The following is a 23,127-nucleotide window of genomic DNA, read 5'->3' on the forward strand; positions in this document are numbered from 1 at the left end:
AGAAATACGATGGGCAAAATGATCTGTAACATTAGTTTCCTCTCATTCTGTTAAACTCATGAATCACCTCATGATGGCTTACTGTCTTATCTTTAAAATATGTCACAAAATGCTGCTTTTCTTCTTCAGTCGCTCCTAATTGATTTAAAATATTCAATAAATGCATTTTCATGTGTCCTTTCTGAATACCGGTGGTCACCAGAGAACGCAATGCTCCGAAGTTCTGAGCCAAACCTGAAACAGCAAGAATACTCATTAATTCCTGTGCTGAAGGCTTTCCAAGAAGAGCCAGAGAGAATTTTACCAGAGGATGAAGATTCGTTAAGCCTCCTACAACTCCCACAGAAATCGGAAGATCAATCCAGAATCTGAAAACTCCGTTATCCGTTGTACAGTGCGTCAAAGATCTGTATTGGCCATTTCTTGCGGCATACGCATGGGCGCAAGCTTCCGTTGCTCTGAAATCGTTTCCGGTGGCGATCACTACTGCATCTACCCCATTCATTACTCCTTTATTGTGAGTTGTTGCACGATAAGGCTCAATTTCTGCGATGGTAACTGCCTGTTTGAATTTAGCAGCAAATTCTTCAGGAGAAATTCCGCTGTCGTCTTTTAAATCTTCCATTTTACATGAAACCTCAGCTCTTACGATACAATCAGGAGTAAAATTGGAAAGGATGTTCATCACGATTTGCAATGAATGTTTTTCCTCTTCTGTAAAATCTTCACTGGTGGCCACTTCCTGTCTTAAAGTTTTTCCAAACTGCTCAAGGCAAGAATTAATAAAGTTGGCTCCCATTGAATCTACCGTATCGAAGCTGGCTTTCAACTGGTAATAATTTGGCATTTCCGCTGTTTTATCAACCAGGCTGATATTAAGAATACCACCGCCACGTTTTCTCATATTGGAGGTGATATCTTCTGTTGTTTCAAATAATTTTTTCTTTAAACTGAAATTAAAGAAATGCAATAATTTGTGAGGTTCCACATTAAAAATAAAGTGGGTGTGGCCCAATTTTTCAGTATTGATAATGGTAGTTTTAAAACCTCCTTTATCAATCCAGAATTTCGCAGCTTTAGAAGCGGCTGCTACTACAGAACTTTCCTCAACAGCCATTGGAAGTGCCAACAGTTTTCCGTCGATCAAAAAGTTGGGAGCAATTCCGTAAGGCATATAAAAATTGGAGATGGTATTTTCAGAAAACTCATCGTGAAGTTTCTGAAGATCGGCATCATTGTTCCAATATTGTCTTAATATATTTTGGTATTCCTGATTTCCTTCAAGATATTCGTTTACGAGCCAGTCGATTTTTCCTTGCTTTGGAAGCTTGGAAAAACCTTCGATTGGTTTATGATTCATATATAAATATTTATTTTTTTAAAGGTTATATGCAATCGCGTCGTTTTCATTCTTATTTGTGCCTGCAAATCATGGCGATTTCATAATATAAACTTTAATGAGCCGTAAATATAATGATTTTGAGACTCTTTTTTGTTGATAACTTCTATGAAAAAAGGTTGACATTTATCAATTTTGGAACTAAATTTGAACAAAATTAAAATACCAATCGGATACAAACAATATCAAATATGAATTTTGAACGCCTTAAAGAAAAACTCGAAATCCTTGCAGATGCAGCAAAGTATGATGTTTCCTGCTCTTCAAGCGGAGGCACCAGGAAGAATAAAAAAGGTGCTTTGGGCGATAGCTCTGTAAGTGGAATCTGTCATACCTATACGGAAGACGGGCGTTGTGTTTCTTTGCTTAAAATTCTACTGACGAATCACTGTATTTATGATTGTGCTTATTGTGTATCCAGAAGTTCAAATGATATTAAAAGAGCCGCTTTTACGGTTGAAGAAGTTGTTGATCTGACGATTAATTTTTATCGCCGAAACTATATTGAAGGATTATTTCTAAGCTCGGGAATTTTCAAAAATGCAGATACAACGATGGAGCGATTGGTACGTGTTGCCAAAAAGTTGCGGACGGAAGAAAATTTCAATGGCTATATTCATTTGAAGTCTATTCCGGGAGCGAGTGATGAGCTGATGCAGGAGGCTGCTTTATATGCAGACAGGTTATCCGTGAATCTTGAAATTCCTACAGAAAGTGGTTTAAAACTACTGGCGCCTGAGAAAAACAGGCAAGATATGATTAGTCCGATGCGTTATATTCAAAAAGGAATCACACAGTATCAGGATGAAAAGAAAATTTTAAAGAAGGTGCCTAAGTTTGCTCCGGCAGGGCAATCTACCCAAATGATTGTAGGAGCTACGAATGAAAATGATCTCCAGATTATTAAAGTGGCTGATCATTTCTATAAGAATTTTAACCTTAAAAGAGTCTATTATTCAGGATACGTGCCGGTTTTAGAGGATAAAAGACTACCCTCTTTAACGACGGAAGTCCCTATGCTCCGCGAAAACAGGCTATACCAGTCTGATTGGCTGATGAGATTTTATGGTTTTAAAGCAGAAGAAATTTTAGATCCTCACATTCCTTTTCTCGATCTGGAAATAGATCCGAAATTAAGCTGGGCATTGCGCCACCTGGACCAGTTTCCGGTTAATCTTCAGACTAGTGATTATCAGATGATTTTAAGAATTCCTGGAATTGGAGTAAAAACAGCTCAAAAAATTGTGAGTGCAAGACGTTTCCAGACTTTAACGATGGATCATTTGAAGCAATTGGGCGCGGCGGTAAACCGGGCTAAATATTTTATTGATTTTAATGCCGGAAATGCCTATCTCCGGTATCTGACAGATAAAAATTTAAGAAAATTGCTGGTGGCCGGAAGTTCTTCCAAGTTTCACAATCAGTTTTCACAGCAGCTGACTTTGTTTTAAATGCTTCAGCTTTTATGGGATACGGTTATATTTTTTTAATAATTCCCGCAGTTTATCTAAAGGCAATGCTTCTACCTGATGACCTTCATAGCCTTTTACAGAGCTAGCCATAGTCAAAGAATTAAGGACTGCTTCTTCTGTTGCTTCTATAGCAGCCATAAATATCTGTGAAGTATAATCATTATGAAGAACAGGCACATTTGTAACAGGACTCTCAGGCTGATGCAATATCCGCGAACCAGGATCTGTGGAAAAAGCAATTGCATATTCTCCACTTCCATGTGATGCTATTCCCCCTGTTCTTCCCAAACCTAACATAGCACGTGCAGCTAATCTTTCCAGATTACGGTGATCTAAAGGCGCATCTGTGGCAATAACAATCATACATGAGCCATCAACATTATTTAATAACTGATTGCTGAAAGAGAATTTTTTAAGTTCTTTTCCTACAGGAACACCATCAATCTGTAAAACGCCACCGTAATTAGTCTGTACCAACACTCCAACAGTATATCCACCAAGACTTTGTGGAAGCTTACGGGAAGAAGTTCCAATTCCTCCCTTAAAACCAAAACATACAGTTCCTGTACCTGCACCAACATTTCCCTCGGTAACAAAATTCCCGGCATTTTTTATTGCATCAAGAACATCTTTTTCCTGAACATAACGTCCCCGAATATTATTAAGCCACCCATCATTGGTATCTCCTACTACTGCATTTACAGACTGTATTTTTTCATTTCCTTTCTGCTGAAGTGTATAATTAATGACAGCACTTACTCCTGTGCTTACATTTAAAGTATTCGTTAATATAATAGGAGTTTCAATATTGCCCAATTCCCGAACCTGGGTACTGCCTGCTAATTTTCCAAAGCCGTTACCAACAAAAACAGCAGCAGGTACTTTTTGCTGAAAGATATTTCCATTGTGAGGAAGTATCGCTGTAACACCTGTTCTCACACTGTCTCCTTTTATCAATGTTTTATGACCTACCAGCACTCCTGCTACATCTGTAATACTATTCTGCTTTCCCGGCTGTAAAACTCCTGGTTTTAATCCCAGGTCACGAACTCTTTTTTGAGCATACGTATTTAAACACATGATGGCAAAGATTGAAATGGATATTCTTTTGAACATATTATAATGATATCGCGTTACTGTCCAAAGATAATAAATAGTATTTTATCAAAAATAAGGAAGTTAACTGACTACAAAATAACAGATGATTTCGCTCTGTCTTTAATATGAACAATCCACATCTATCTTTTATTTTTTGACTAATTTAGCATGATGACTACCTTACTCTACGACGGAAGTTTTGACGGTCTTTTTACAGCGATATTTGAAGTCTTCGAATACCGCTTTAAAGAGGTTGAAATTATAAGCAGAGAAAGGTTTTACCAGGAAAATATTTTTGCAGAAATCCATGAGGTGGTTACCCAAACGGATAAATCTGACAGGGTTTTAAAGAAACTGGAACATAATATGGGTAAACAAGGAATCCATCAATTGTTGAAAGTTTTTTTATCTGAAGATGTGGAACTTGAAAAACTGATATTATCTGCAGTACAACAGAGTATTACGCATCCGTCAGACAATATCCTGGGAAATTTTGCAGATGCTGACATTTTAAAAATTTCAAAAATAAATAAATCTGTAGGCAGAGAAAGCCACAGAATGACTGCTTTCGTCAGGTTTGAGAAACTTCAGGATGGAATATTTTTCGCCAAAATAGATCCCGACTTCAACGTTATTCCATTGATTAGAAAACATTTTAAAGACAGATATCAGGATCAGAAATGGATGATCTACGATTTACGCAGAAATTATGGGATTCTGTATGATCTGGAAGATTGTGAGTTTTTTTATCCTGATGAAAAATTGAGTCTCAATCAATATCAGGAAAAATTCCATGATGATGAAAAGAATTATCAGACTCTCTGGCAAAGGTATTTTACCAGGACCAATATTGTGGAACGAAAAAATATAAAGCTGCATATTCAGCATGTTCCGAAAAGGTACTGGAAGTATCTGACTGAGAAATGGTAGCTTTTAGCACAAATTTCCGACTTTGTGGATAACTTTTTTATATTACTGAACCACAAAACCTTTTCCACAAGCTTCTCACATAACAGTGTAGATATCAAACGACTACAATAGACATCAATCAACATTCCGAAATTGTGGATAACTTTTTGTCATTTACCTATGATTTGGATTTTATAAAAATGCTTTAAACAGGGAGTTCACATAAATTATTAAGTATGAAAAACTTACAACACTTTCTTTTTCGACATTTCCATATTGTGGATAACTTTTTCCAAAAAACAATACAACAAAATACTGTCCTTATTTTTTGTCCGGGTAATCTTATTTTGAAAAAAAATCTGAAAAAAAATCTTTCTTAATGTATCGTTCAAATTCAGATGATCTCCCGGAAAATCTAGTCAAAATCTCATATTGTGGATAACTTTTTGTCTACTACAAAAATTTACATTTCGGAAAATGCTTCTGGCAGGTGTTTCTTACAAAAATATAGTTATCAAACACTTACTCTACTTTTTATTCGACATTTCCATATTGTGGATAACTTTTTTCATCTGAATAAAGAGAGTACGATTTCACAGATGCCGTATTCAAAGGACTTACATAACGTTTTAATTAACAGAAATCTACTATAAATTTTAAATCAAAATTCCGAGATTGTGGATAACGTTTATTTACTGATGGTTCGCAACGCCTTTTTAACGATATATTGAGTTTCCTTCGTTGCACTTTCCCGAAGCCATTCGTCACAAATTTCTGTAACAAACTCAGGTTGTGACTTACTGGCATCATTCAACCAGTTTCCCACACTATCTTGTACATATCTGGATGGATCTGACCGTAAGGGTTCTAAAATCTCCAGTCCTAATCCGGGATTTTGTTTTAATTCTGCAATATGCTCACACCAAACCCCTCGTGGTCTGGTAGATTCGCTGGCAAAGCGTCTGATATTTTCATCCTCATGAATTGTCCACTCCGATAAAAGAGATAAGCTTTCGGAAAGGTTTTTTGAAATATCCGGCCGTACGGTCATCCAGCAGATTTCCCTTACGCCAAAATGGGAATCAGAGGCAAAGTGTTGTATCTGATTCAATTTTTCTTTAAGGCTCAATGCATTATTTCTACCAATTGTATAAGCTGCCCAGCAGCGCACCAGATCGGCCTGATGTGTTAAAAGCTGAGTGAGAAAATTCTCATCCTGATTTTTAACTGCCAGACTGAGTAACCCAACCCCGATGGCCTCATTGATGGTATTAACGGTCTGCTTTTTTAGCTGACCAACATTTTTTAAAATCGGCTTCAGATATTCTGAACGGTTATTTTGTTGAAGCAAGTTTTCCAATAAAGATTTTTGATCTACGGCCAGCCATTCGGTAAGGTTTGCTGTTTCAATTTCTCCACGGTTGAGTTGTTCTAAAATAGTTGGTGGGATATCTTTAATGGAACGGGCTCCTTTTCGTTTTTCTGTCATAATGCTTTAATGATTACTTTTACAAAAGTCTGAAACATAGTAAAGATAGGCAATACCGCATATTTTTCACCCATAGGGATAAAAAAGTCAATTTTATGGAAACAAAGGAAAGAGCTGAAGAAAATAAAATATGTCCGTTGGAGGTTGCAGTGAATACCATTAGTGGGAAATGGAAAATTCCAATCGTCTGGCAAATTAATGAAGGAAAAAAACGTCCCAGTGAATTCCTCCGTGGAATAGCAAAAGTTGATCGCAGAGTGCTCAATCAACAGCTTAGTGAAATGGTAGAGGATGGCATTTTGGAGAAACAATCGTTTAACGAATTACCTCCACGGGTTGAATACACATTGACGGAGCTTGGTGAAAAACTGGTTGAGATTCTCTGGCAATTGAATGATTGGGGAAAATTATTGATTCCGGCAGAAGAAAATTCGGAAGTTTTAAAAAATGATTCTGAATATTGCCGATTATAAGCAGATTTTTGTTGTAGCTGGTAACTTAATTATCGGATGAACGCTAAGGTACAAAGATTTATTTGTATTGAGAATATTTTAAGACGCTAGAAAATCAAGATTTTCAGCAAGGACGGTTTACAAATTTTCTCGCAGATAAAGCAGATTACGCAGATTTTGATATGCATCTGCGAGATTTGCAAAATCAGCGCGATATAAAAAATGTGTGCTATAAAATAAACTACAATATATTTATTTATTATCTTTCAAAAAAAACATAATTATAACCGAATCAAATGAATATAAAAAAAGTTATTTCAGGACTAGTTGTAGCCCTGACTTTATCTAACTGTACCCAAGATAAAACATCATCTCATCATACTGCTTCGGAAAATCAGAGTTTTATTCCGGAAAATGCTGTATCTGTTAACAAAGATAAAAATACGGTCAAGGAAAGATTTTCTCCTCCTGAAGGATATGAGTGGATTAAAGAAAAATCGGACTCCTTCGGATATTTTATTGAAAATTTTAAACTAAAACCTTATGGCAGCCCAATTCTAAAGTATGATGGCAGTTCTATTTCTACCCAACATCTTCACGAAGCTGTTTTTGATATTGATACCGGAAATAAAGATCTGCAACAATGTGCAGATGCGGTTATCCGAATGAGAGCGGAATATTTGTATAAGATCAAAAAAGCGGACGACATCAAATTTCATTTTACCAGTGGTGATCTTCTAAGCTGGAATGATTATAAAAATGGCACAAGGGCTTTTGTTAATGGCAATTCCGTCAGTTTCAGAAAAACAGCAGGCTTCGATGATTCTTATCAGAATTTCAGAAATTATCTCGAACTCATCTTTAATTATGCGGGAACTATTTCATTAAATAAGGAAACAAAACCGGTAACGGAAAATTCACATTTAAAAACCGGAGATATTCTTATAACGCCGGGAAGTCCAGGACATGTGGTTTTCGTTGCAGGAGTTTGTGAAAATACAGCTGGTAAAAAATTATTCTTACTGGCCGAAGGTTTTACGCCTGCTCAGTCTATCCACTTATTGTCCAATCCTTTTAACAAGAATATTTCGCCTTGGTACGATCTTGATGTTAACGCACCGGAGACCAAAACAGCGCGATATATTTTTAAACCTACAAACTTCAGAAGCTTTTGATCATATATCTATAAAACTATTGGAAACTTACTACGATAATCTGAACTTGTTTTTGTAAATTTGTGTTCGAAATTTTTTACTTGATGAAAGAGAGTGCTGTAAAAAAGATTGCAGTTCTTACTTCAGGGGGTGACTCTCCGGGTATGAATGCGGCATTAAGAGCGGTAGTAAGAACCGCCAATTACTATAATATCGAATGCTACGGAGTAAGAGAAGGTTACAACGGCCTTATCAACGATGATTTCCTGAAAATGGGAGCACGTTCCGTAAAAAATATAATCAACCAGGGTGGTACCATTCTAAAATCTGCCCGATCTGCTGAGTTCAGGACGAAAGAGGGCCGTCAGAAAGCTTACGACAATTGTGTAAAGCTTGGAATAGACGGATTGGTATGTATTGGTGGAGATGGAACGTTTACCGGTGCAAAAATCTTTAATGAAGAATTTGGAATCAGAGTAATCGGTATCCCGGGAACAATTGACAATGATATTTTTGGAACGGATAATACCATCGGTTATGACACGGCACTGAATACCGCCATGGAGGCAATTGACAAAATCCGTGACACGGCAACTTCCCACAACAGAGTTTTCTTTGTAGAAGTAATGGGTCGTGATGCAGGTTTTATTGCTTTAAACAGCGGGCTGGCAGCAGGAGCTTTGGATATTTTAATTCCTGAGAAAAAAGACAGCATCGATGAGCTTTTTGCAAAATTCAAAAATGCTGAAAAAACAGGAAAGGCATCAAGCATTGTAGTCGTAGCGGAAGGTGAAAAGTTGGCCAACGTTTATGAACTTGCAGAAAAAACAAAGAAAACATTCCCTGACTATGACATTCGTGTCGCCATTCTGGGGCATATGCAAAGAGGAGGTTCTCCTAGTTGTGCAGACAGAGTTTTGGCAAGCAGATTAGGTTATGGTGCCGTAACAGGATTAATGGAAGGACAAACCAATGTAATGGCAGGAATGCGTTCTAATGATCTGACGTATACTCCGATAGAAGAAGCCATTAAAAAACATAACGAAATCAATAAAGATCTTTTACTGATTTCAGAAATTTTAGCACTCTAAATTATTTTTTAAATCTAATAAAAACAAACTATTATGTCAACAATTAAAGTAGGTATCAACGGTTTTGGTAGAATTGGACGTCTTGTTTTCAGAGCAATGACTGAAAGAGACAACATTGAAGTTGTAGGAATCAATGACCTAATCAATGCAGAATACATGGCTTACATGTTAAAATATGACTCTGTACACGGTATTTTTCCAGGTGAAGTTTCTGTAGAAGGAAACGATCTTGTAGTCAACGGAAAAAGAATCAGAGTAACTGCTGAAAGAGATCCTAACAACTTAAAGTGGAATGAAATCGGTGCAGACTATATCGTAGAATCTACTGGTCTTTTCTTATCTAAAGATACTGCTCAGGCTCACATCAATGCAGGTGCAAAGAAAGTAATCCTTTCTGCTCCTTCTAAAGATGATACTCCAATGTTTGTAATGGGGGTAAACCACAAGGAACTTACTGATGATATCAAAATTTTATCAAATGCTTCTTGTACTACCAACTGTTTAGCTCCTTTAGCTAAAGTAATCCACGATAACTTCGGAATTGTAGAAGGTTTAATGACAACTGTACACGCTACAACAGCTACTCAGAAAACTGTTGACGGTCCTTCAATGAAAGACTGGAGAGGTGGTAGAGCTGCTTTGAACAACATTATCCCTTCTTCTACAGGTGCTGCTAAAGCGGTAGGAAAAGTAATCCCTTCATTGAACGGAAAATTAACAGGTATGTCTTTCAGAGTACCAACTGTTGACGTTTCTGTAGTAGATTTAACAGTGAGAATTGAAAAGGCTGCTTCTTATGAAGAAATCTGTTCAGTAATCAAAGCTGCTTCTGAAGGTGAATTGAAAGGTATCCTTGGATATACTGAAGATGCAGTAGTATCTCAGGATTTCGTAGGAGATAAGAGAACTTCAATCTTCGATAAAGATGCTGGTATTATGCTTTCTCCTAACTTCGTAAAACTTGTTTCTTGGTATGACAACGAAATGGGTTATTCTAACAAGTTAGTGGATATGCTTGTACATGCTGCTTCTTTGTAATAAGTAATGAATAATCAGCAATGAATAATATAAAACCTTCCCGATGGGAAGGTTTTTTGTTTTATAATGTTTTACACTATATTTTCAAGAAAGAAATTTTGAATATAATCTGCAGTTTTCAAGATAATTTAAGGGCCTTATATATGTCTATACAGGCACCTGCAGCAATATTAAAAACTAAATAATTTATATCCAATTCCTATACCCAACCAAGGTTTTTTATTATATTTCCATAAATCTGCATGTTGTCCAATAGCATAATCAAAACCAAAAAATGCTCCTACATTGATATTATTGTATGAATACGTTATTCCAATTGCTATGGAAGCTAATCCTTTTGTTGCATCTACATATTCTGGAGGCAACGAATGGTCATCAATTGGTACTGGATCTGAATTTGATTTATCCAATTTCACTGAAGATGCTCCAAACAAAAGACCTCCCGTAACTTTCCAAGTGTTGACTTTTGTTTCTATTTCCTCTTGATAAAAAAAAGTACTTTTACCATACGTATAGCCTAAAAACAAATTACCATTTATCGCCGTTGAAAACTCTTCTCCTAATCCATCTTTACCTTTGAATCTATATTTGATCGGTATTGTAATCGCACTCACAGTGACTGAGGTAAAAGGTAAGGATGGGCTTTTTCTATTTTCTAATTCATAGAAATAAGCAGGACTACTTTTTCCACATTTTAGTAAAAGATTAACCAGTAATTTGTTCTTATCTATTCTAACATTTCCGTGCTCCATATTTCCTATATTAGCACTAACAATGGTATCAATTTTATAATTCTTGAAAAATTTTTCATCAATAATAATCTCTCGTATTACTTTGGTTTCTTTATTCTGAATAATAATTTTATCTTCAATGGATAGCTTATCTCCAATTTTATACTTATTTCTAATCTTTTTTTGTTCATTTTCTGATAAGCTATCATATCTTTTCATAATCTTTTTCTTAAGATTATATTCACCAAGTTGGTTATAAATTCGGTATCTTAAATTAAAACTTTCTTGTCCCCACATTACTTCCATCCATCCGAGCAGGAACAGTAATACAATTTTTGTTTTCATGATTATTTGTTTTTCAGGTTAAAGTTTTTTTTATTAGAATAAAAGAATAGGAGACTTCAACCTTTAAGCGCAGTAGCTTTAGAAATTGAGCTTCCATGGTTATTAATTCTACATAAAACTACAATACTTTCCTACCAGATAAAATACCGCAAAAGGGTGATTTTTAACATATTTTGATTAATTTTAGGAAAACATCAACCATGGATAAAAAATTTTTAACTCCCAAAAAACACCATCCCCTCATTAAGGTGTGGAATAGTTATCCAGAATTCCTCCAGAATACAACTACGATGGCATTACCTGCACCTTCTATTGAGCGTATCATTGGAGAAATTTTCGCTCCAGGAAAATTCTATTATTACGTTATTAATCTTGTAGATAGTACCTTGTCTCATCATCATGAAAACATTTTGGAAATACACGGATTTCATAAGTATCCTGTGCATCTCAAAGAAATTATTGACCTCCTCCATCCCGATGATATTGAATTTGTTATGGAAGCCGAAAGAATGTGCATAGAAAAAATGAAAGATATTAATGGTTTTGATTATATTCAGGAATTAAAATCCAGCTATTGTTTCAGGCTGAGAACATCAAAAGGTAATTACGAGCTGTTTCATCATCAGGCTCTGCATACCCTTAAAGATGAAAATGGCAAGCTGATGCAAGCTGTTAATATTCATACCAACATTGAACATATTACCCATCAAAATTCCTATAGCGTCTTACTCTCCGGCATTAATGGACGGGAAGATTTTCATCAGATGCAATGGTCTAAATATAATAAAATTTCGGAGTCTCAGCCTGCAATCTTCACCAAAAGAGAAGTGGAAATCATCACCTATATTGCCAGAGGCTTTTCTGCCGGAGAAATTTCAAACGTATTGAATATTTCGGAAGAAACCGTACGAACGCACAGAAAAAATATTTTAAGAAAATCTGATTGTAAAAATTGTTCCGAACTTATCAAAATGGCTTTTGAATGGGGCTACTTATAATCAAGGCATCATAAGACTGATAAATCTCACGATAGAATTTCGGTGTAAAACTTGTACTTTTATCTATCATGGAACGAACAGTGCTACACCCCCGTTTTAAAGACTTTCCCCATTTCAAAAACTTTTGGGAACATGGCAACGGCAAACAATTGATTGAGTTTTCCGGAGCCGAAGTGAGTTTTAAGGATTTTGAAACCTTTTCACCTTTCTTTTATCACGTTGACGAAATGGGAGATCAGGTGGTAAAGGATGTTTATTTCACCAAAAACTTTCTCGAAGCATCAAAGGAAATTGAAGGCTATATCCGAAATGGAGTTTCTGAGACTGATGTTGTTCCAGAGAGTGTCAAAAAATTGTTTGCTCAAACACAGAAGATTCCTGCCTGGCTAGACTACAATCTTTTAAAAAGCGGTGCCGAACTCTGCATGAGAAGTAATCTGGACTCTTTGATTTCATTGAGAGATTATTGCCTTATCGGAGGCTATGATTACGCCTACCTTAATAAACCTCTTATTGTTACAGAAGCCTTAAAGAAAGGAGCTGTGAAACGTCTTTCAGAAACATTGGACTTTTGGGTAAACGCAACCCGGTATGATGCACTCGAAATTCATGCTAAAGGATATGAGTTTGCTATAAAAACCCGACTGATTCATTCTTACGCAAGGCTTTCCATAAAAAAGCATTATAATGAATGGGATACTGAAAATTGGGGTGAACCGATCAATTCCTGGGATATGATGGCCACCTATATTGGCTTCAGCTTAGTTTTTCTCCATAGCCTGCAAAAACTGGGAAATACATTTTCAAAAGAGGAAGAAAAAGGAATTTTCCACTTGTGGAAGTATGTGGGATATTTACTGGGAATTCCCGAACAACTTCTTCCTGATGATAAAAAACAGGCTACGGAATATTTTTATTTATGGACTTCCATCCAACCGCCTTCTGATAATGATTCCGTTCTTCTGGCTCATTCTTTATTGAATGAATCACTGGAAAATCCTATTCTAAAGTTTGAATTTCAGCGGAAAAGCTTAAAGTATCTCCATGTTTGTTGCACCTGGTTCTTATTGGATGACGAAGTCTGTAAAAGATTACAAATTCCTGATGCTTCCAACAAAAAGTTATTTCCGAAATCAAAGATACTTTTCAATACTATTTATGACAGACTTGTAAGTCGTGATGCCAGAATTAAAAGGGGAAATAAAGATCAGATGAAGGTATTGAAAGATTATTTAAACATCACAAAAAATTCAAATTTTCATTAAAATCTTTTTTTAAGGAAAAAAGAGGCAATACTATATTTGTCCATTTCCTTTATCTGGAGAAGGTTTTCTGTTCCAGAAATTCCAGATCAGATACAATAAAAATAAGATCAACCAAACGCTAATGACTACGCCGATGAAAATTCCACTGATGGAAGGATGAAGATAATTCGGTTTGTAGAACAATCGGTCAAGGGTTGCAAATTTATCTTTGAGCTCATTTCTTTCGTAAGTATTTCGTATCGCATTCAGAGGTTCCTGCTGATGATCCCGGTAATAAAAAACATCTTTAGTAAGCTCTTTCGGAACGATCTGTGTTTCTATATTGTATTTTTTTAAAAGTACATCCAACTTCTGAAATGAGGAAAGCAGTGAATCCTGACTATATTTATAAAGCAAATTATACCTTTTGACAGCATTTTGATACTGCTGCTGCCTTTCAGGAACTTTATGTAATGGAGAGAACAAAAGCTTGCTTTCAAGAAAAATACACATCTTTTCATCGTATTGAGGATGTACTTCTCTTCCCTGAAATATAATTTCGGTACTGTCCCCTATCTCTTTTTTAGAAATAATTCTTTTTCCCAGCTCCCCATCATCAAGCCCAAGAATGTCAAGCACCGATTTCGCTTTATTGCTTAATTTTTTATGATCGGTAGTCAGCATTTTCAGGGTATCCATACTGTAATATCTGGATTCTGTTGAAGAATAATCCTTATTACCCGGTTCGTAGTACACCGTATCTCTCACTTCAATCACAGGGTAAGGTTTGGGATATAAAATATTTTTGGGATTAAACAGTTTCTCTGAACTGTAGGACGTATAGTTATATAAAAAAGGCTGTAAGACATTCAATAGCGTTTTGTCTTTATTAAGATTCTTTTCCGGCAATTCAGTTCGCAGTTTTGCATTTAATCCAAAACTATAACTGATGAAAAAAGTCAGAGAAAAAAAGGACACCAATAGAAGTATAATACCGATTCCCAAAGTTTTTGAAAGTTCATATCTTTTTTTGGAATGATTTCTAAGAAGAAAAATAACAAAGAAAAACAAAAAGAGACCGGATACGAAAAAGTGAGAAATGGAGACATCATCGTAAAATTTGAACCTATAAAATTCTGTATAGATATTAATTTTTTGAAGTCCTTTAAATTTTACATATCCGTAAATAAAGTAAGCCATGTGTATAACAGCTAATACAACAAAAGATTTAATCAGGAATATTTTTAATTTTCTGTCCATAGAATGATCTTAAAAAACAATGTTTTAAGATAAGCATTTTTTATATTGGATGGATAAAACAAAACTATAACTGCTAGAAATCATCCATGCAAAACAACTTCCAGCCTCTCGCTTCTGGCTTAAGACGATAACTTTCTTAACCTAAATTTATTCTTTTCAACATTCCTCAACCCATCATGTCACATCTATCTCGTTATGAATACTATCACTCCCAAAACTTTATTATTTTTTAACTCTAAAAACCGGTTTCGAGAATAAATAATATTAGCTTTTGATCTATAAATTATGTATTTTTGAGAAATTATTTTATAGAGATGAGTAACATTGATGATAAGAAAAAAGCACTGGCATTGGTGCTTGACAAGCTAGATAAAACATACGGAAAGGGAACAGTAATGACTTTAGGAGATGATTCTATTGACAATACAATAGAGGTAATTCCTTCCGGTTCTTTAGGATTAGATATCGCATTAGGTATAGGAGGATATCCAAAAGGAAGAATCATTGAAATATATGGTCCTGAATCTTCAGGTAAAACAACATTAACGCTTCACGCTATTGCTGAAGCTCAAAAAGCAGGTGGTATTGCAGCATTTATTGATGCTGAGCACGCTTTCGACAGAACATATGCCGCGAAGTTAGGAATCGATTTGGAAAACCTTATCATTTCTCAACCGGACAATGGTGAGCAGGCTTTAGAAATTGCTGATAACTTAATCCGTTCTGGAGCTATTGACATTGTTGTTATTGACTCTGTAGCAGCTCTTACTCCAAAAGCAGAGATTGAAGGAGAAATGGGTGATTCTAAAATGGGTCTTCATGCAAGATTGATGTCTCAGGCATTAAGAAAACTGACTGCTACTATTTCAAGAACGAAATGTACGGTAATTTTCATCAACCAGTTAAGAGAAAAAATCGGGGTAATGTTTGGAAATCCTGAAACAACTACCGGTGGTAATGCTCTTAAATTCTATGCTTCGGTAAGAATTGATATCAGAAAAGCAAGTGCGCCAATCAAAAATGGAGATGAAGCAATCGGGAGTCGTGTAAAAGTGAAAATTGTGAAAAACAAAGTAGCTCCACCATTCAAGATGGCTGAATTTGACATTATGTACGGGGAAGGAGTTTCTAAAGTAGGAGAAATTCTGGATACTGCTGTAGACATGGGAGTTGTGAAGAAAAGCGGTTCTTGGTTCAGCTACGAAGAGACTAAATTAGGTCAGGGACGTGATGCTGTGAAGGATGTTTTAAAAGACAATCCAGATCTTTCCGAGGAATTGGAAAACAAAATCAAAGAAGAGTTGAAAAACAAGAAATAAGTTTTCAAAAAAATAATAGAAAAGGCGATCTTAGGATTGCCTTTTTTGTTTTTAAATGGTTTTGCTTTTTAAACGCAAAGTTTTTATTTACAAGCTGTACAATTTTAAAAAGAGCGAAGCCACTCCTCTTCTTCCTAAATAAGACTTCTCTTAAATCCAAAATAAAAGAGGCTGACCTTTTGGACAACCTCTTTTAAGCTTTTATTTAAAAATTATTCAGCGATTTTTCCTTGAAGCTGAAGCGCTCCAGTCACTTTCATTCCTTTGGTTAAGGTTTCAAATCTCATATTTCCTTTATTGACGAAAGCATCAATTGTAAAGAAATCTTCATTTTCTTCGTTTGTAATCAGTTTCAGCTTTAGAATATATCCTTTAGCACTTCCATCTTCAAGCAGTTCTGTTTCTTTAAAGTCTACAAGTTCAGCAATAAAGTCAAAACATGCATAATTAGGAAGATCCTGGCTTGGGGCGTACGTTGTAAAATCTTCACTCATTTTAGTACCGTCAGGAAGCTCTGTATTGGTATGAACATCCAGAATGAAAACTATTCCGCTCAGATTTACCTTTAAATGAGGTTGCGTTAAATATGTATTTTTATTTTCCGCATAATCTGTAGCAAAAAACCACACTCCAAAAGTATTTCTGGCCGGACCTGCTACGATGGCATGTAAATCAAGTGCATTTTCCCATTCTCTTACAGATCTTGTTTCAAAATCTAAAGTATAATCAGTTTTCACCTCAGGAAGTATTGTGTTAAATTCTTCAGTAAAAATAGTTTTAAATCTTACATCTTCAAATTCCGCTTTGCTTTTGTTCTCTCCGGATGGATCATGAACTGTAAGAGGATTCATATAGCCGGAATAATCTTTAGTCTGGAAATTTTCATGCCCAAAAATACCCCCCCAGATATTGGCAAGATTGTGTACATTAGATTTTCTTACTATAATTCCTGCTTCATTAGTTGTTTCAGGAGCCTTGATCCCTTCAGCATGAGGAAAATAATTTTTACCATCGATCAACTGAGTATTCATGATCTCATTATTTTCTTCATGAGAAAACTCTGAAAAACCTTTGTAGGTGATATTCTCGTTTTCAAAAATGTAAGGCAATCCTGTTTGGCCTTTTTCTTCATCTTTAAAATGATAGGAAAGCGAAATTGCTTTAAATTCTCCTGGCTGAGTTGCCGGACTATGGTCGTTACCGTTACCATCAAACTGAGAATGATATAAAACCATATAAGATTTGATCTTCCCTTCTTGAAGCTCAGTTTCAAATTTTTCTTCCATTTTTGTAACTGCCTGCTCCGGAGAAAATGCATACGTATCTTCTGTTACAGTATATACAAAACCTTCTATCTCTCCATTTTCATTTTCAAAAGCTGAAACCGGACTATATTCACCTCTAAGTTGAAATGCTATAGAATGTACAATGTAATCATTATAAATTTTGATTTTTTCAAACTGCTCGTTTACTTTTTTCTCCTCAACCGGTGGTAAAGAAACTTCGGGTACAATATCTACCACTTCTTCTATTACCTCATCAATTTCTGGTTCCGCTACCTCTACATTTGGTGCTTCATATTGCTGAACCGGGATACTGCTATTCTCCTGTCCGCTACTCTTTTTCTTAAAAAAATCTAAGATTCCCATTTTGTTATTATAATTGGCGGTAAATATAATAAAACCGATGAATTGGCGCATCATTAAAAAAATGCCATTCTGTCACTTCCTTTTATATGATGTTTTTTTGAATAGAATTTATCTGAACCTTTAAGTTATAAAAGTTTCGGCGGAGCCTTTGGCTCCGCCGAAACTTTACTATTCAGGTTTATCATCTGTTAATTCAAACCCCCAATCTTTTCCTTTTTGGGTGGCCGGAACGCCTTTTGTCATCCAGACCGGAGCTTTAGCACCTTTTAGGTAATAATCAAAAAACTGCTGTTCACGGATTTGGATATCTTTTCTGTTCTGGCGTTTTACCAAATTATGGTCATCACCGTTATAATTCAGAAGCCACACCGGTTTTCCAAGACGGCGTAATGCGGTAAACATTTCAATTCCCTGGTACCAAGGTACTGCCCCATCTTTATCATTACTCATAATAACTACCGGCGTTTTTACTTTATCGATCGTAAAAAGTGGTGAATTTTTAATATAAAGATCCGGAGCTTCCCATAAATTTTTCCCTAATCTACTTTGCGATTTTTCATACTGAAATTGTCTGTTCATCCCTGAACCCCATCGGATTCCTCCATATGCTGAAGTCATGTTCACAACAGGAGCGCCACTCCATGCGGCGGCATACATATCAGTATGAGCGATAAGATAGGCTACCTGATAACCACCCCAGCTTTGTCCCTGAATTCCTATTTTTGTACCATCTACCCACGAATTTTGTTTTAGTTTTTCAACTCCGGAATTGATATATTCCATTGCCGATTCTCCCGGAAAACCATCTATATATGAGATATCAGGAGTAAAAACCAGATATCCGTTGCTTACAAAATAAGAGATATTTAATCTTGAAGGCGTTGGAGATGGTGCCACATAACGATTCAGATTATCCGAAAGTTTTTCATAGAAATAGACAATCATCGGATATTTTTTATTAGGATTGAAATCTTCAGGTTTGTATAAAACTCCTGTAGACGTATTTCCTTTTGGCGTTGTCCAGTGTACCAATTCATCTGTCCCCCAATTATAGTGGTTTTGTTGCTGGTTGGTATTGCTCAGCTTTTGTTGTTCCGAGAAATCTGATGTTACAAAAATATTTGGAGAATCAGTGTATGACTCTTTTATTACAATATATTCTTCTGCATTTTTTGCCTTTTGAATACTTCGATACCCCCAGACATTTTCCATTTGAATTTTTACCGGATCACCATTTGATTGAATGGATGTTTTAAAAATTCCGTTTGCCTTAGAGGTATTATCAAATGCTGATAAATAGATGGAAGATTTTCGGTTTAAGCTTTTAATGTCTTTATCCAGATTGTAAGTATCAAATGTTATTTTATTCTTACGTCCAAATCCATTCGTGATATTTCTTGGTTTCTTCGAACTCTTCAGGAAAAACTCCCAAAGGTCGAAACGATCTCTGATAATTACAGATTCATCATTATCTGTCCAGGATGCAATACCATAAGGATCCGGGAAATCCGGCATATCAAACTCCTCATCAACGAAGGAAACCGGTAATCCCACATTGAGTTGAAGGGTTTGCTTTGTTTTAACGTTATAGCTCAGCCATTTTGCTTTTTCTCTATCAAAAATTAAAACAAAATTCCCCAGTGGAGATACTGAAACCGATCCGTCAAGATTTTTAATAACTTCAGTTCTTTCTCCTGTTTTATTATCGATAAGAAAATAGGTTTTCTTTGTTGATCCTTCCCATTGTGACGAAATACGGTTGTTCAAACTGGTAACACCCAGCGTAAATTCAGCATTCCCTTCGTTTACCACTCGTAAAGTATCCAGGTCTTCATTATCAATATTTTTAAAGAAATCAGGTTTCTCCGTTTGCATTACTGCTGCGTAAGATTTTTTAAGATCATCTTTCAATTCCTTTAACTGGACGGTTTGCAGATAATCATCTTTATAATTCCAGATATCTACCACAGCATGGTCATTCGCAATCATTGTGGTATCTTTTGCAATAGGTTTTGGGGCTACACCAAAATACAATTGCTTTCCATTTTTGCTGAATAATGGTAATCTGTTTTCAGAAATTACCCAGTTCTTTCTCATTTGGGCATTTTCATTAGTGACAATTTCATTTTTATTTCCTTTAAAATTAAAGTAATACAACTGATATAATTTCACCAAATCATTCTGTGCAGAAGAAGTTCCAACGAATGCCAATTGATTTCCTTCTTCATCAAAAGACAATTGTGAAAAATCGCCTTCCATTTCAGAAATTTTAGTTAGAACACCCTTTTGCAGATCTACTACCTGTACGGTTTGTAATGCATATTTCTTGGGCTTTGATTTGTCAGTATCCTTTTTATCAGCAGATTTTTTTTCATCTGCAGAGTCTTTTTTACCCTTGTCGGCTTTCTCTTCCGGCTTTTTAGTTACAAAAGTAAGTTGCTTCCCATTTTTACTGAACTCATAACGAATCACATTATCGTATGTTGTACTTTTTCCGTCCAAAAGATTTCGTACTACCAACTGTAATGGTTTCGTATTTTTATCATCATCTTTAGTATCATCTCCATCTTCTTTGTCAGAAGCATCATCCGAAGATTTATCTTTTGTGTTTTCCAATAGATAAGCAACATAAGAGCCTGCTTTTTCAGGAATTTTAAATGATTTTACATTAGGAATTTTCTCTGTTTTATCATTCAAAAAATCAACTATTGCCAGGCTGTCTTTTGTTAATTTATTTTTTTTAAGCTTTTTATCTTTTACTGCTTTTATATCCTTATACAAAGGACGGATTTGAAAAACAGCAAACCTGGAATCATTCGTAAAATCTACTTTTGTTCCTCTTGCAAACTTCTTTGTAGTTTTATTTTTGACTGAGTATAAAGAAAGATTAGGATTTCCTTCCTGAACGTCCACAGAATAGGCAATCTGTTTTCCGTCATTTGAGATTTTTCTTGAACCGATATTCTGCCAGTTATCATAGACAGAATGATCTAAGGGTTTTTTCTGTCCATACAAGCAGCAAGCCATCATGAGCAGAATGAAAATGGTACATTTCAACTTCATTGTTAATATTTTTTTAAGGATTAAAAGTATGATATTTCTTTGACAAATCCACATGAAGCTCTGGTTTTATAAGTCTAAACAATGTCATTCTGTCACATTCCTCTTCGTGGTATTTTTTTTGTGAAATATTTGAAAATTAAAAAATCTAAAATATTATGACTAAAGGAAATATTAATGTATCGGTGGAAAATATTTTCCCACTAATTAAAAAATTTCTTTACAGTGATCACGAAATATTCTTAAGAGAATTAATCTCTAACGCAACTGATGCTACTTTAAAATTAAAACATTTAACGAGTATTGGTGAGGCAAAAGTGGAATATGGAAATCCAAAGCTTGAAGTTAAAATCGACAAAGAGCAAAAAACCTTGCGTATTATCGATCAGGGTATTGGAATGACTGGTGAAGAGGTTGAAAAATATATTAATCAGGTTGCCTTTTCCGGAGCTGAAGAGTTTTTGGAAAAATATAAAGACACGGCAAAAGATTCAGGAATTATCGGCCACTTCGGACTAGGATTTTATTCTGCATTTATGGTAGCAGAAAAAGTGGAAATCCTTACCAAGTCTTACAAAGATGAACCTGCAGTGCGTTGGATCTGTGACGGAAGCCCTGAATTTACTTTAGAAGAAACAGATAAAATAGAAAGAGGTACAGAAATCATTCTTCACATCGCAGATGATTCTGTAGAATTTTTAGAAGAAACAAAAATTCGTGAGCTGTTATTAAAATATAACAAATTCATGCCTGTTCCAATTAAATTTGGTACAAAAACACATACTCTACCGTTACCAGAAGACGCTCCTGAAGATGCTGTAGCCGAAACTGAAGAGGTAGACAATATCATCAATAATCCGACTCCGGCCTGGACTATCGCTCCAAGTGAATTGAATAATGAGGATTATATGAAGTTCTATCACGAATTGTATCCAATGCAATTTGAGGAACCTTTGTTCCATATTCATTTGAATGTTGATTATCCTTTTAACCTTACGGGAGTTCTATTCTTCCCTAAATTAAGCAACAACTTAAATATTGAAAAGGATAAAATCCAATTATACCAAAACCAGGTATTTGTAACAGATGAAGTAAAAGGGATTGTTCCTGACTTTCTGATGCTTTTGCGAGGAGTAATTGATTCTCCGGATATTCCATTGAATGTATCTCGTTCTTATCTTCAGGCAGATGGAGCCGTAAAGAAAATATCTTCTTACATCACCAAAAAAGTAGGTGATAAAATGACCTCTTTAATCAACGAAAACCGTGAAGATTATGAGCAAAAATGGAACGACATCAAAGTAGTTATTGAGTATGGAATCGTTACAGAAGAAAAATTTGCTGAAAAAGCAGATAAATTCACCCTATATCCAACGACAGACGGAAAATATTTCCTTTGGGATGAATTGGTTGAAAAAATCAAGCCATCACAAACTGATAAAGACAATAAATTAGTGATTCTTTACGCAACCAATGCTGATGAGCAACACAGCTATATTCAGTCTGCAAAGGAAAAAGGCTATGAAGTTCTTTTATTGGACACCCCTATTACTCCTCATGTTATCCAAAAACTGGAAACGTCGAAAGAGAATACATCATTTGCAAGAGTGGATGCTGATCATATCAACAATCTGATCAAAAAAGATGAACCTGTTATTTCAAAATTGAATGAAACGGAAAAAGAATCTTTAAAGAAAAATGTGGAAGAAGCCATCAAGGATTCCAAATTCACCGTTCAGCTTGAAGATCTTGACAGCAATGACGCTCCGTTTACGATTACTCAACCTGAGTTTATGAGAAGGATGAAGGAAATGCAGGCAACCGGCGGAGGCGGTATGTTCGGAATGGGAGGTTTCCCGGAAATGTATAACTTGGTTGTGAACTCCAATAGTGACCTTTCTAATCAGATTTTAAAAACAGAAAATGAGGAACAGAAGGAAAGCTTAATCAAATATGCTTTAGATCTTGCTAAGTTATCTCAAAACTTACTGAAAGGGAAAGACCTGACGGATTTTATACAAAGAAGCTATAAGCAACTTGAAAAATAATATAGAAAGGCTGTTTCAAATTGAAACAGCTTTTTTTTTGCTTTAAAGTTGGAAAACGCTAGGGCGCAAGATTTTTGAATGCGATGTGCTTTAAGGTACCAGGATTTTATCTCGCTGATTTTGCAGATGAAGCAGATCAATAAAAATCTGCGTATCTGTTTGATCTGTGAGGAAGTTTAATCTAAATAACTATCCAATCTTCGCCTTAAAATATTCTCAATGTAAATAAAACCTTTAGGCCTTAGTGCTTTCCAACAGTAAAATCACCACAAAACAGTTTCTATGAATAATACTTTTAGGAACTAAAGACTGTTTCGAATGAGACAGTCTTTAGTAATTTTATGGTGTTGTTGGAAAACGCTAAGACGCAA

Annotated in this window: 17 protein-coding genes; 10 read left to right on the forward strand and 7 right to left on the reverse strand. The window is 35.4% G+C overall.

Going from position 1 to position 23,127, the window contains the following annotated elements:
* Positions 1-31: 31 nt before the first annotated feature.
* Entirely contained in the window at positions 32-1,360 is a 1,329-nt protein-coding gene (locus tag EG342_RS01475) for a hydroxymethylglutaryl-CoA reductase, degradative (protein WP_103292043.1), read from the reverse strand.
* Between the two features lie 230 nt (positions 1,361-1,590).
* Here EG342_RS01475 and EG342_RS01480 point away from each other — a divergent pair, with 230 nt between their 5' ends.
* Positions 1,591-2,850 (forward strand): putative DNA modification/repair radical SAM protein, encoded by a 1,260-nt coding sequence (locus EG342_RS01480; RefSeq protein WP_103292042.1) that lies wholly within the window; start codon positions 1,591-1,593, stop codon positions 2,848-2,850.
* 12 nt (positions 2,851-2,862) lie between these two features.
* Here EG342_RS01480 and EG342_RS01485 read toward each other — a convergent pair whose 3' ends face one another.
* The gene (locus tag EG342_RS01485) at positions 2,863-3,951 is read right to left on the reverse strand and encodes a DmpA family aminopeptidase (RefSeq protein ID WP_246008715.1); all 1,089 of its coding nucleotides are present in this window, start codon (positions 3,949-3,951) and stop codon (positions 2,863-2,865) included.
* A 186-nt stretch (positions 3,952-4,137) separates the two neighbouring features.
* Here EG342_RS01485 and EG342_RS01490 point away from each other — a divergent pair, with 186 nt between their 5' ends.
* Positions 4,138-4,899, forward strand: coding sequence for a TIGR03915 family putative DNA repair protein (locus EG342_RS01490; protein WP_317126835.1), 762 nt, complete (start codon positions 4,138-4,140; stop codon positions 4,897-4,899).
* A gap of 667 nt (positions 4,900-5,566) precedes the next feature.
* Here EG342_RS01490 and EG342_RS01495 read toward each other — a convergent pair.
* On the reverse strand, positions 5,567-6,367 hold the full coding sequence (locus EG342_RS01495) for a DNA alkylation repair protein (protein ID WP_103292039.1): 801 nt from the start codon (positions 6,365-6,367) through the stop codon (positions 5,567-5,569).
* A gap of 95 nt (positions 6,368-6,462) precedes the next feature.
* On the opposite strand from EG342_RS01495, the gene EG342_RS01500 reads away from it, so the two are divergent.
* From EG342_RS01500 to gap, 4 genes are all read left to right on the forward strand, one after another.
* A complete protein-coding gene (locus tag EG342_RS01500; protein ID WP_103292038.1) occupies positions 6,463-6,840 on the forward strand; it encodes a winged helix-turn-helix transcriptional regulator in 378 nt (125 codons plus the stop codon).
* 275 nt (positions 6,841-7,115) lie between these two features.
* Positions 7,116-7,994: a DUF4846 domain-containing protein gene (locus tag EG342_RS01505; RefSeq protein ID WP_246008716.1), complete on the forward strand. Its 879-nt coding sequence runs from the start codon at positions 7,116-7,118 to the stop codon at positions 7,992-7,994.
* Between the two features lie 83 nt (positions 7,995-8,077).
* On the forward strand, positions 8,078-9,064 hold the full coding sequence (pfkA, locus tag EG342_RS01510; RefSeq protein WP_103292037.1) for a 6-phosphofructokinase: 987 nt from the start codon (positions 8,078-8,080) through the stop codon (positions 9,062-9,064).
* Positions 9,065-9,097: 33 nt separating this feature from the next.
* Positions 9,098-10,102 carry a type I glyceraldehyde-3-phosphate dehydrogenase gene (gene gap / locus EG342_RS01515; RefSeq protein ID WP_103292036.1) on the forward strand — a complete coding sequence of 335 codons (1,005 nt, stop codon included), beginning with the start codon at positions 9,098-9,100 and terminating at the stop codon, positions 10,100-10,102.
* A gap of 170 nt (positions 10,103-10,272) precedes the next feature.
* Here gap and EG342_RS01520 read toward each other — a convergent pair whose 3' ends face one another.
* Positions 10,273-11,178 carry a hypothetical protein gene (locus EG342_RS01520; protein ID WP_103292035.1) on the reverse strand — a complete coding sequence of 302 codons (906 nt, stop codon included), beginning with the start codon at positions 11,176-11,178 and terminating at the stop codon, positions 10,273-10,275.
* 200 nt (positions 11,179-11,378) lie between these two features.
* On the opposite strand from EG342_RS01520, the gene EG342_RS01525 reads away from it, so the two are divergent.
* Together EG342_RS01525 and EG342_RS01530 are read left to right on the forward strand one after the other, a co-directional pair.
* Entirely contained in the window at positions 11,379-12,176 is a 798-nt protein-coding gene (locus EG342_RS01525) for a response regulator transcription factor (RefSeq protein ID WP_103292034.1), read from the forward strand.
* Between the two features lie 68 nt (positions 12,177-12,244).
* Complete coding sequence (locus EG342_RS01530; RefSeq protein WP_103292033.1) at positions 12,245-13,441, forward strand: oxygenase MpaB family protein; 1,197 nt, start codon at positions 12,245-12,247, stop codon at positions 13,439-13,441.
* A gap of 30 nt (positions 13,442-13,471) precedes the next feature.
* Here EG342_RS01530 and EG342_RS01535 read toward each other — a convergent pair whose 3' ends face one another.
* Positions 13,472-14,680 carry a hypothetical protein gene (locus tag EG342_RS01535; RefSeq protein ID WP_103292032.1) on the reverse strand — a complete coding sequence of 403 codons (1,209 nt, stop codon included), beginning with the start codon at positions 14,678-14,680 and terminating at the stop codon, positions 13,472-13,474.
* 314 nt (positions 14,681-14,994) lie between these two features.
* Here EG342_RS01535 and recA point away from each other — a divergent pair, with 314 nt between their 5' ends.
* Entirely contained in the window at positions 14,995-15,999 is a 1,005-nt protein-coding gene (gene recA / locus EG342_RS01540; RefSeq protein WP_103292031.1) for a recombinase RecA, read from the forward strand.
* 212 nt (positions 16,000-16,211) lie between these two features.
* Here recA and EG342_RS01545 read toward each other — a convergent pair whose 3' ends face one another.
* Both EG342_RS01545 and EG342_RS01550 read right to left on the reverse strand, forming a co-directional pair.
* A complete protein-coding gene (locus EG342_RS01545) occupies positions 16,212-17,702 on the reverse strand; it encodes a hypothetical protein (protein ID WP_123868011.1) in 1,491 nt (496 codons plus the stop codon).
* A gap of 114 nt (positions 17,703-17,816) precedes the next feature.
* Complete coding sequence (locus tag EG342_RS01550; protein ID WP_103292029.1) at positions 17,817-20,711, reverse strand: alpha/beta hydrolase family protein; 2,895 nt, start codon at positions 20,709-20,711, stop codon at positions 17,817-17,819.
* Between the two features lie 155 nt (positions 20,712-20,866).
* Here EG342_RS01550 and htpG point away from each other — a divergent pair, with 155 nt between their 5' ends.
* The gene (gene htpG / locus EG342_RS01555; RefSeq protein ID WP_103292028.1) at positions 20,867-22,756 is read left to right on the forward strand and encodes a molecular chaperone HtpG; all 1,890 of its coding nucleotides are present in this window, start codon (positions 20,867-20,869) and stop codon (positions 22,754-22,756) included.
* The last annotated feature ends 371 nt before the right edge of the window (positions 22,757-23,127 follow it).

Origin of the sequence: Chryseobacterium lactis, assembly GCF_003815875.1 — a bacterium.
Lineage (GTDB): Bacteria > Bacteroidota > Bacteroidia > Flavobacteriales > Weeksellaceae > Chryseobacterium > Chryseobacterium lactis.

Excerpts from the sequence above, each read along its gene's own strand:
- EG342_RS01520 (WP_103292035.1), bottom strand. The coding sequence starts at position 11,178 with ATGAAAACAAAAATTGTATTACTGTTCCTGCTCGGATGGATGGAAGTA.
- EG342_RS01505 (WP_246008716.1), top strand. The coding sequence starts at position 7,116 with ATGAATATAAAAAAAGTTATTTCAGGACTAGTTGTAGCCCTGACTTTA.
- pfkA (WP_103292037.1), top strand. The coding sequence starts at position 8,078 with ATGAAAGAGAGTGCTGTAAAAAAGATTGCAGTTCTTACTTCAGGGGGT.
- EG342_RS01525 (WP_103292034.1), top strand. The coding sequence starts at position 11,379 with ATGGATAAAAAATTTTTAACTCCCAAAAAACACCATCCCCTCATTAAG.
- htpG (WP_103292028.1), top strand. The coding sequence starts at position 20,867 with ATGACTAAAGGAAATATTAATGTATCGGTGGAAAATATTTTCCCACTA.
- EG342_RS01480 (WP_103292042.1), top strand. The coding sequence starts at position 1,591 with ATGAATTTTGAACGCCTTAAAGAAAAACTCGAAATCCTTGCAGATGCA.
- gap (WP_103292036.1), top strand. The coding sequence starts at position 9,098 with ATGTCAACAATTAAAGTAGGTATCAACGGTTTTGGTAGAATTGGACGT.
- EG342_RS01500 (WP_103292038.1), top strand. The coding sequence starts at position 6,463 with ATGGAAACAAAGGAAAGAGCTGAAGAAAATAAAATATGTCCGTTGGAG.
- EG342_RS01495 (WP_103292039.1), bottom strand. The coding sequence starts at position 6,367 with ATGACAGAAAAACGAAAAGGAGCCCGTTCCATTAAAGATATCCCACCA.
- EG342_RS01535 (WP_103292032.1), bottom strand. The coding sequence starts at position 14,680 with ATGGACAGAAAATTAAAAATATTCCTGATTAAATCTTTTGTTGTATTA.
- EG342_RS01490 (WP_317126835.1), top strand. The coding sequence starts at position 4,138 with ATGATGACTACCTTACTCTACGACGGAAGTTTTGACGGTCTTTTTACA.
- EG342_RS01475 (WP_103292043.1), bottom strand. The coding sequence starts at position 1,360 with ATGAATCATAAACCAATCGAAGGTTTTTCCAAGCTTCCAAAGCAAGGA.
- EG342_RS01545 (WP_123868011.1), bottom strand. The coding sequence starts at position 17,702 with ATGATGCGCCAATTCATCGGTTTTATTATATTTACCGCCAATTATAAT.
- EG342_RS01530 (WP_103292033.1), top strand. The coding sequence starts at position 12,245 with ATGGAACGAACAGTGCTACACCCCCGTTTTAAAGACTTTCCCCATTTC.
- EG342_RS01485 (WP_246008715.1), bottom strand. The coding sequence starts at position 3,951 with ATGTGTTTAAATACGTATGCTCAAAAAAGAGTTCGTGACCTGGGATTA.
- recA (WP_103292031.1), top strand. The coding sequence starts at position 14,995 with ATGAGTAACATTGATGATAAGAAAAAAGCACTGGCATTGGTGCTTGAC.
- EG342_RS01550 (WP_103292029.1), bottom strand. The coding sequence starts at position 20,711 with ATGAAGTTGAAATGTACCATTTTCATTCTGCTCATGATGGCTTGCTGC.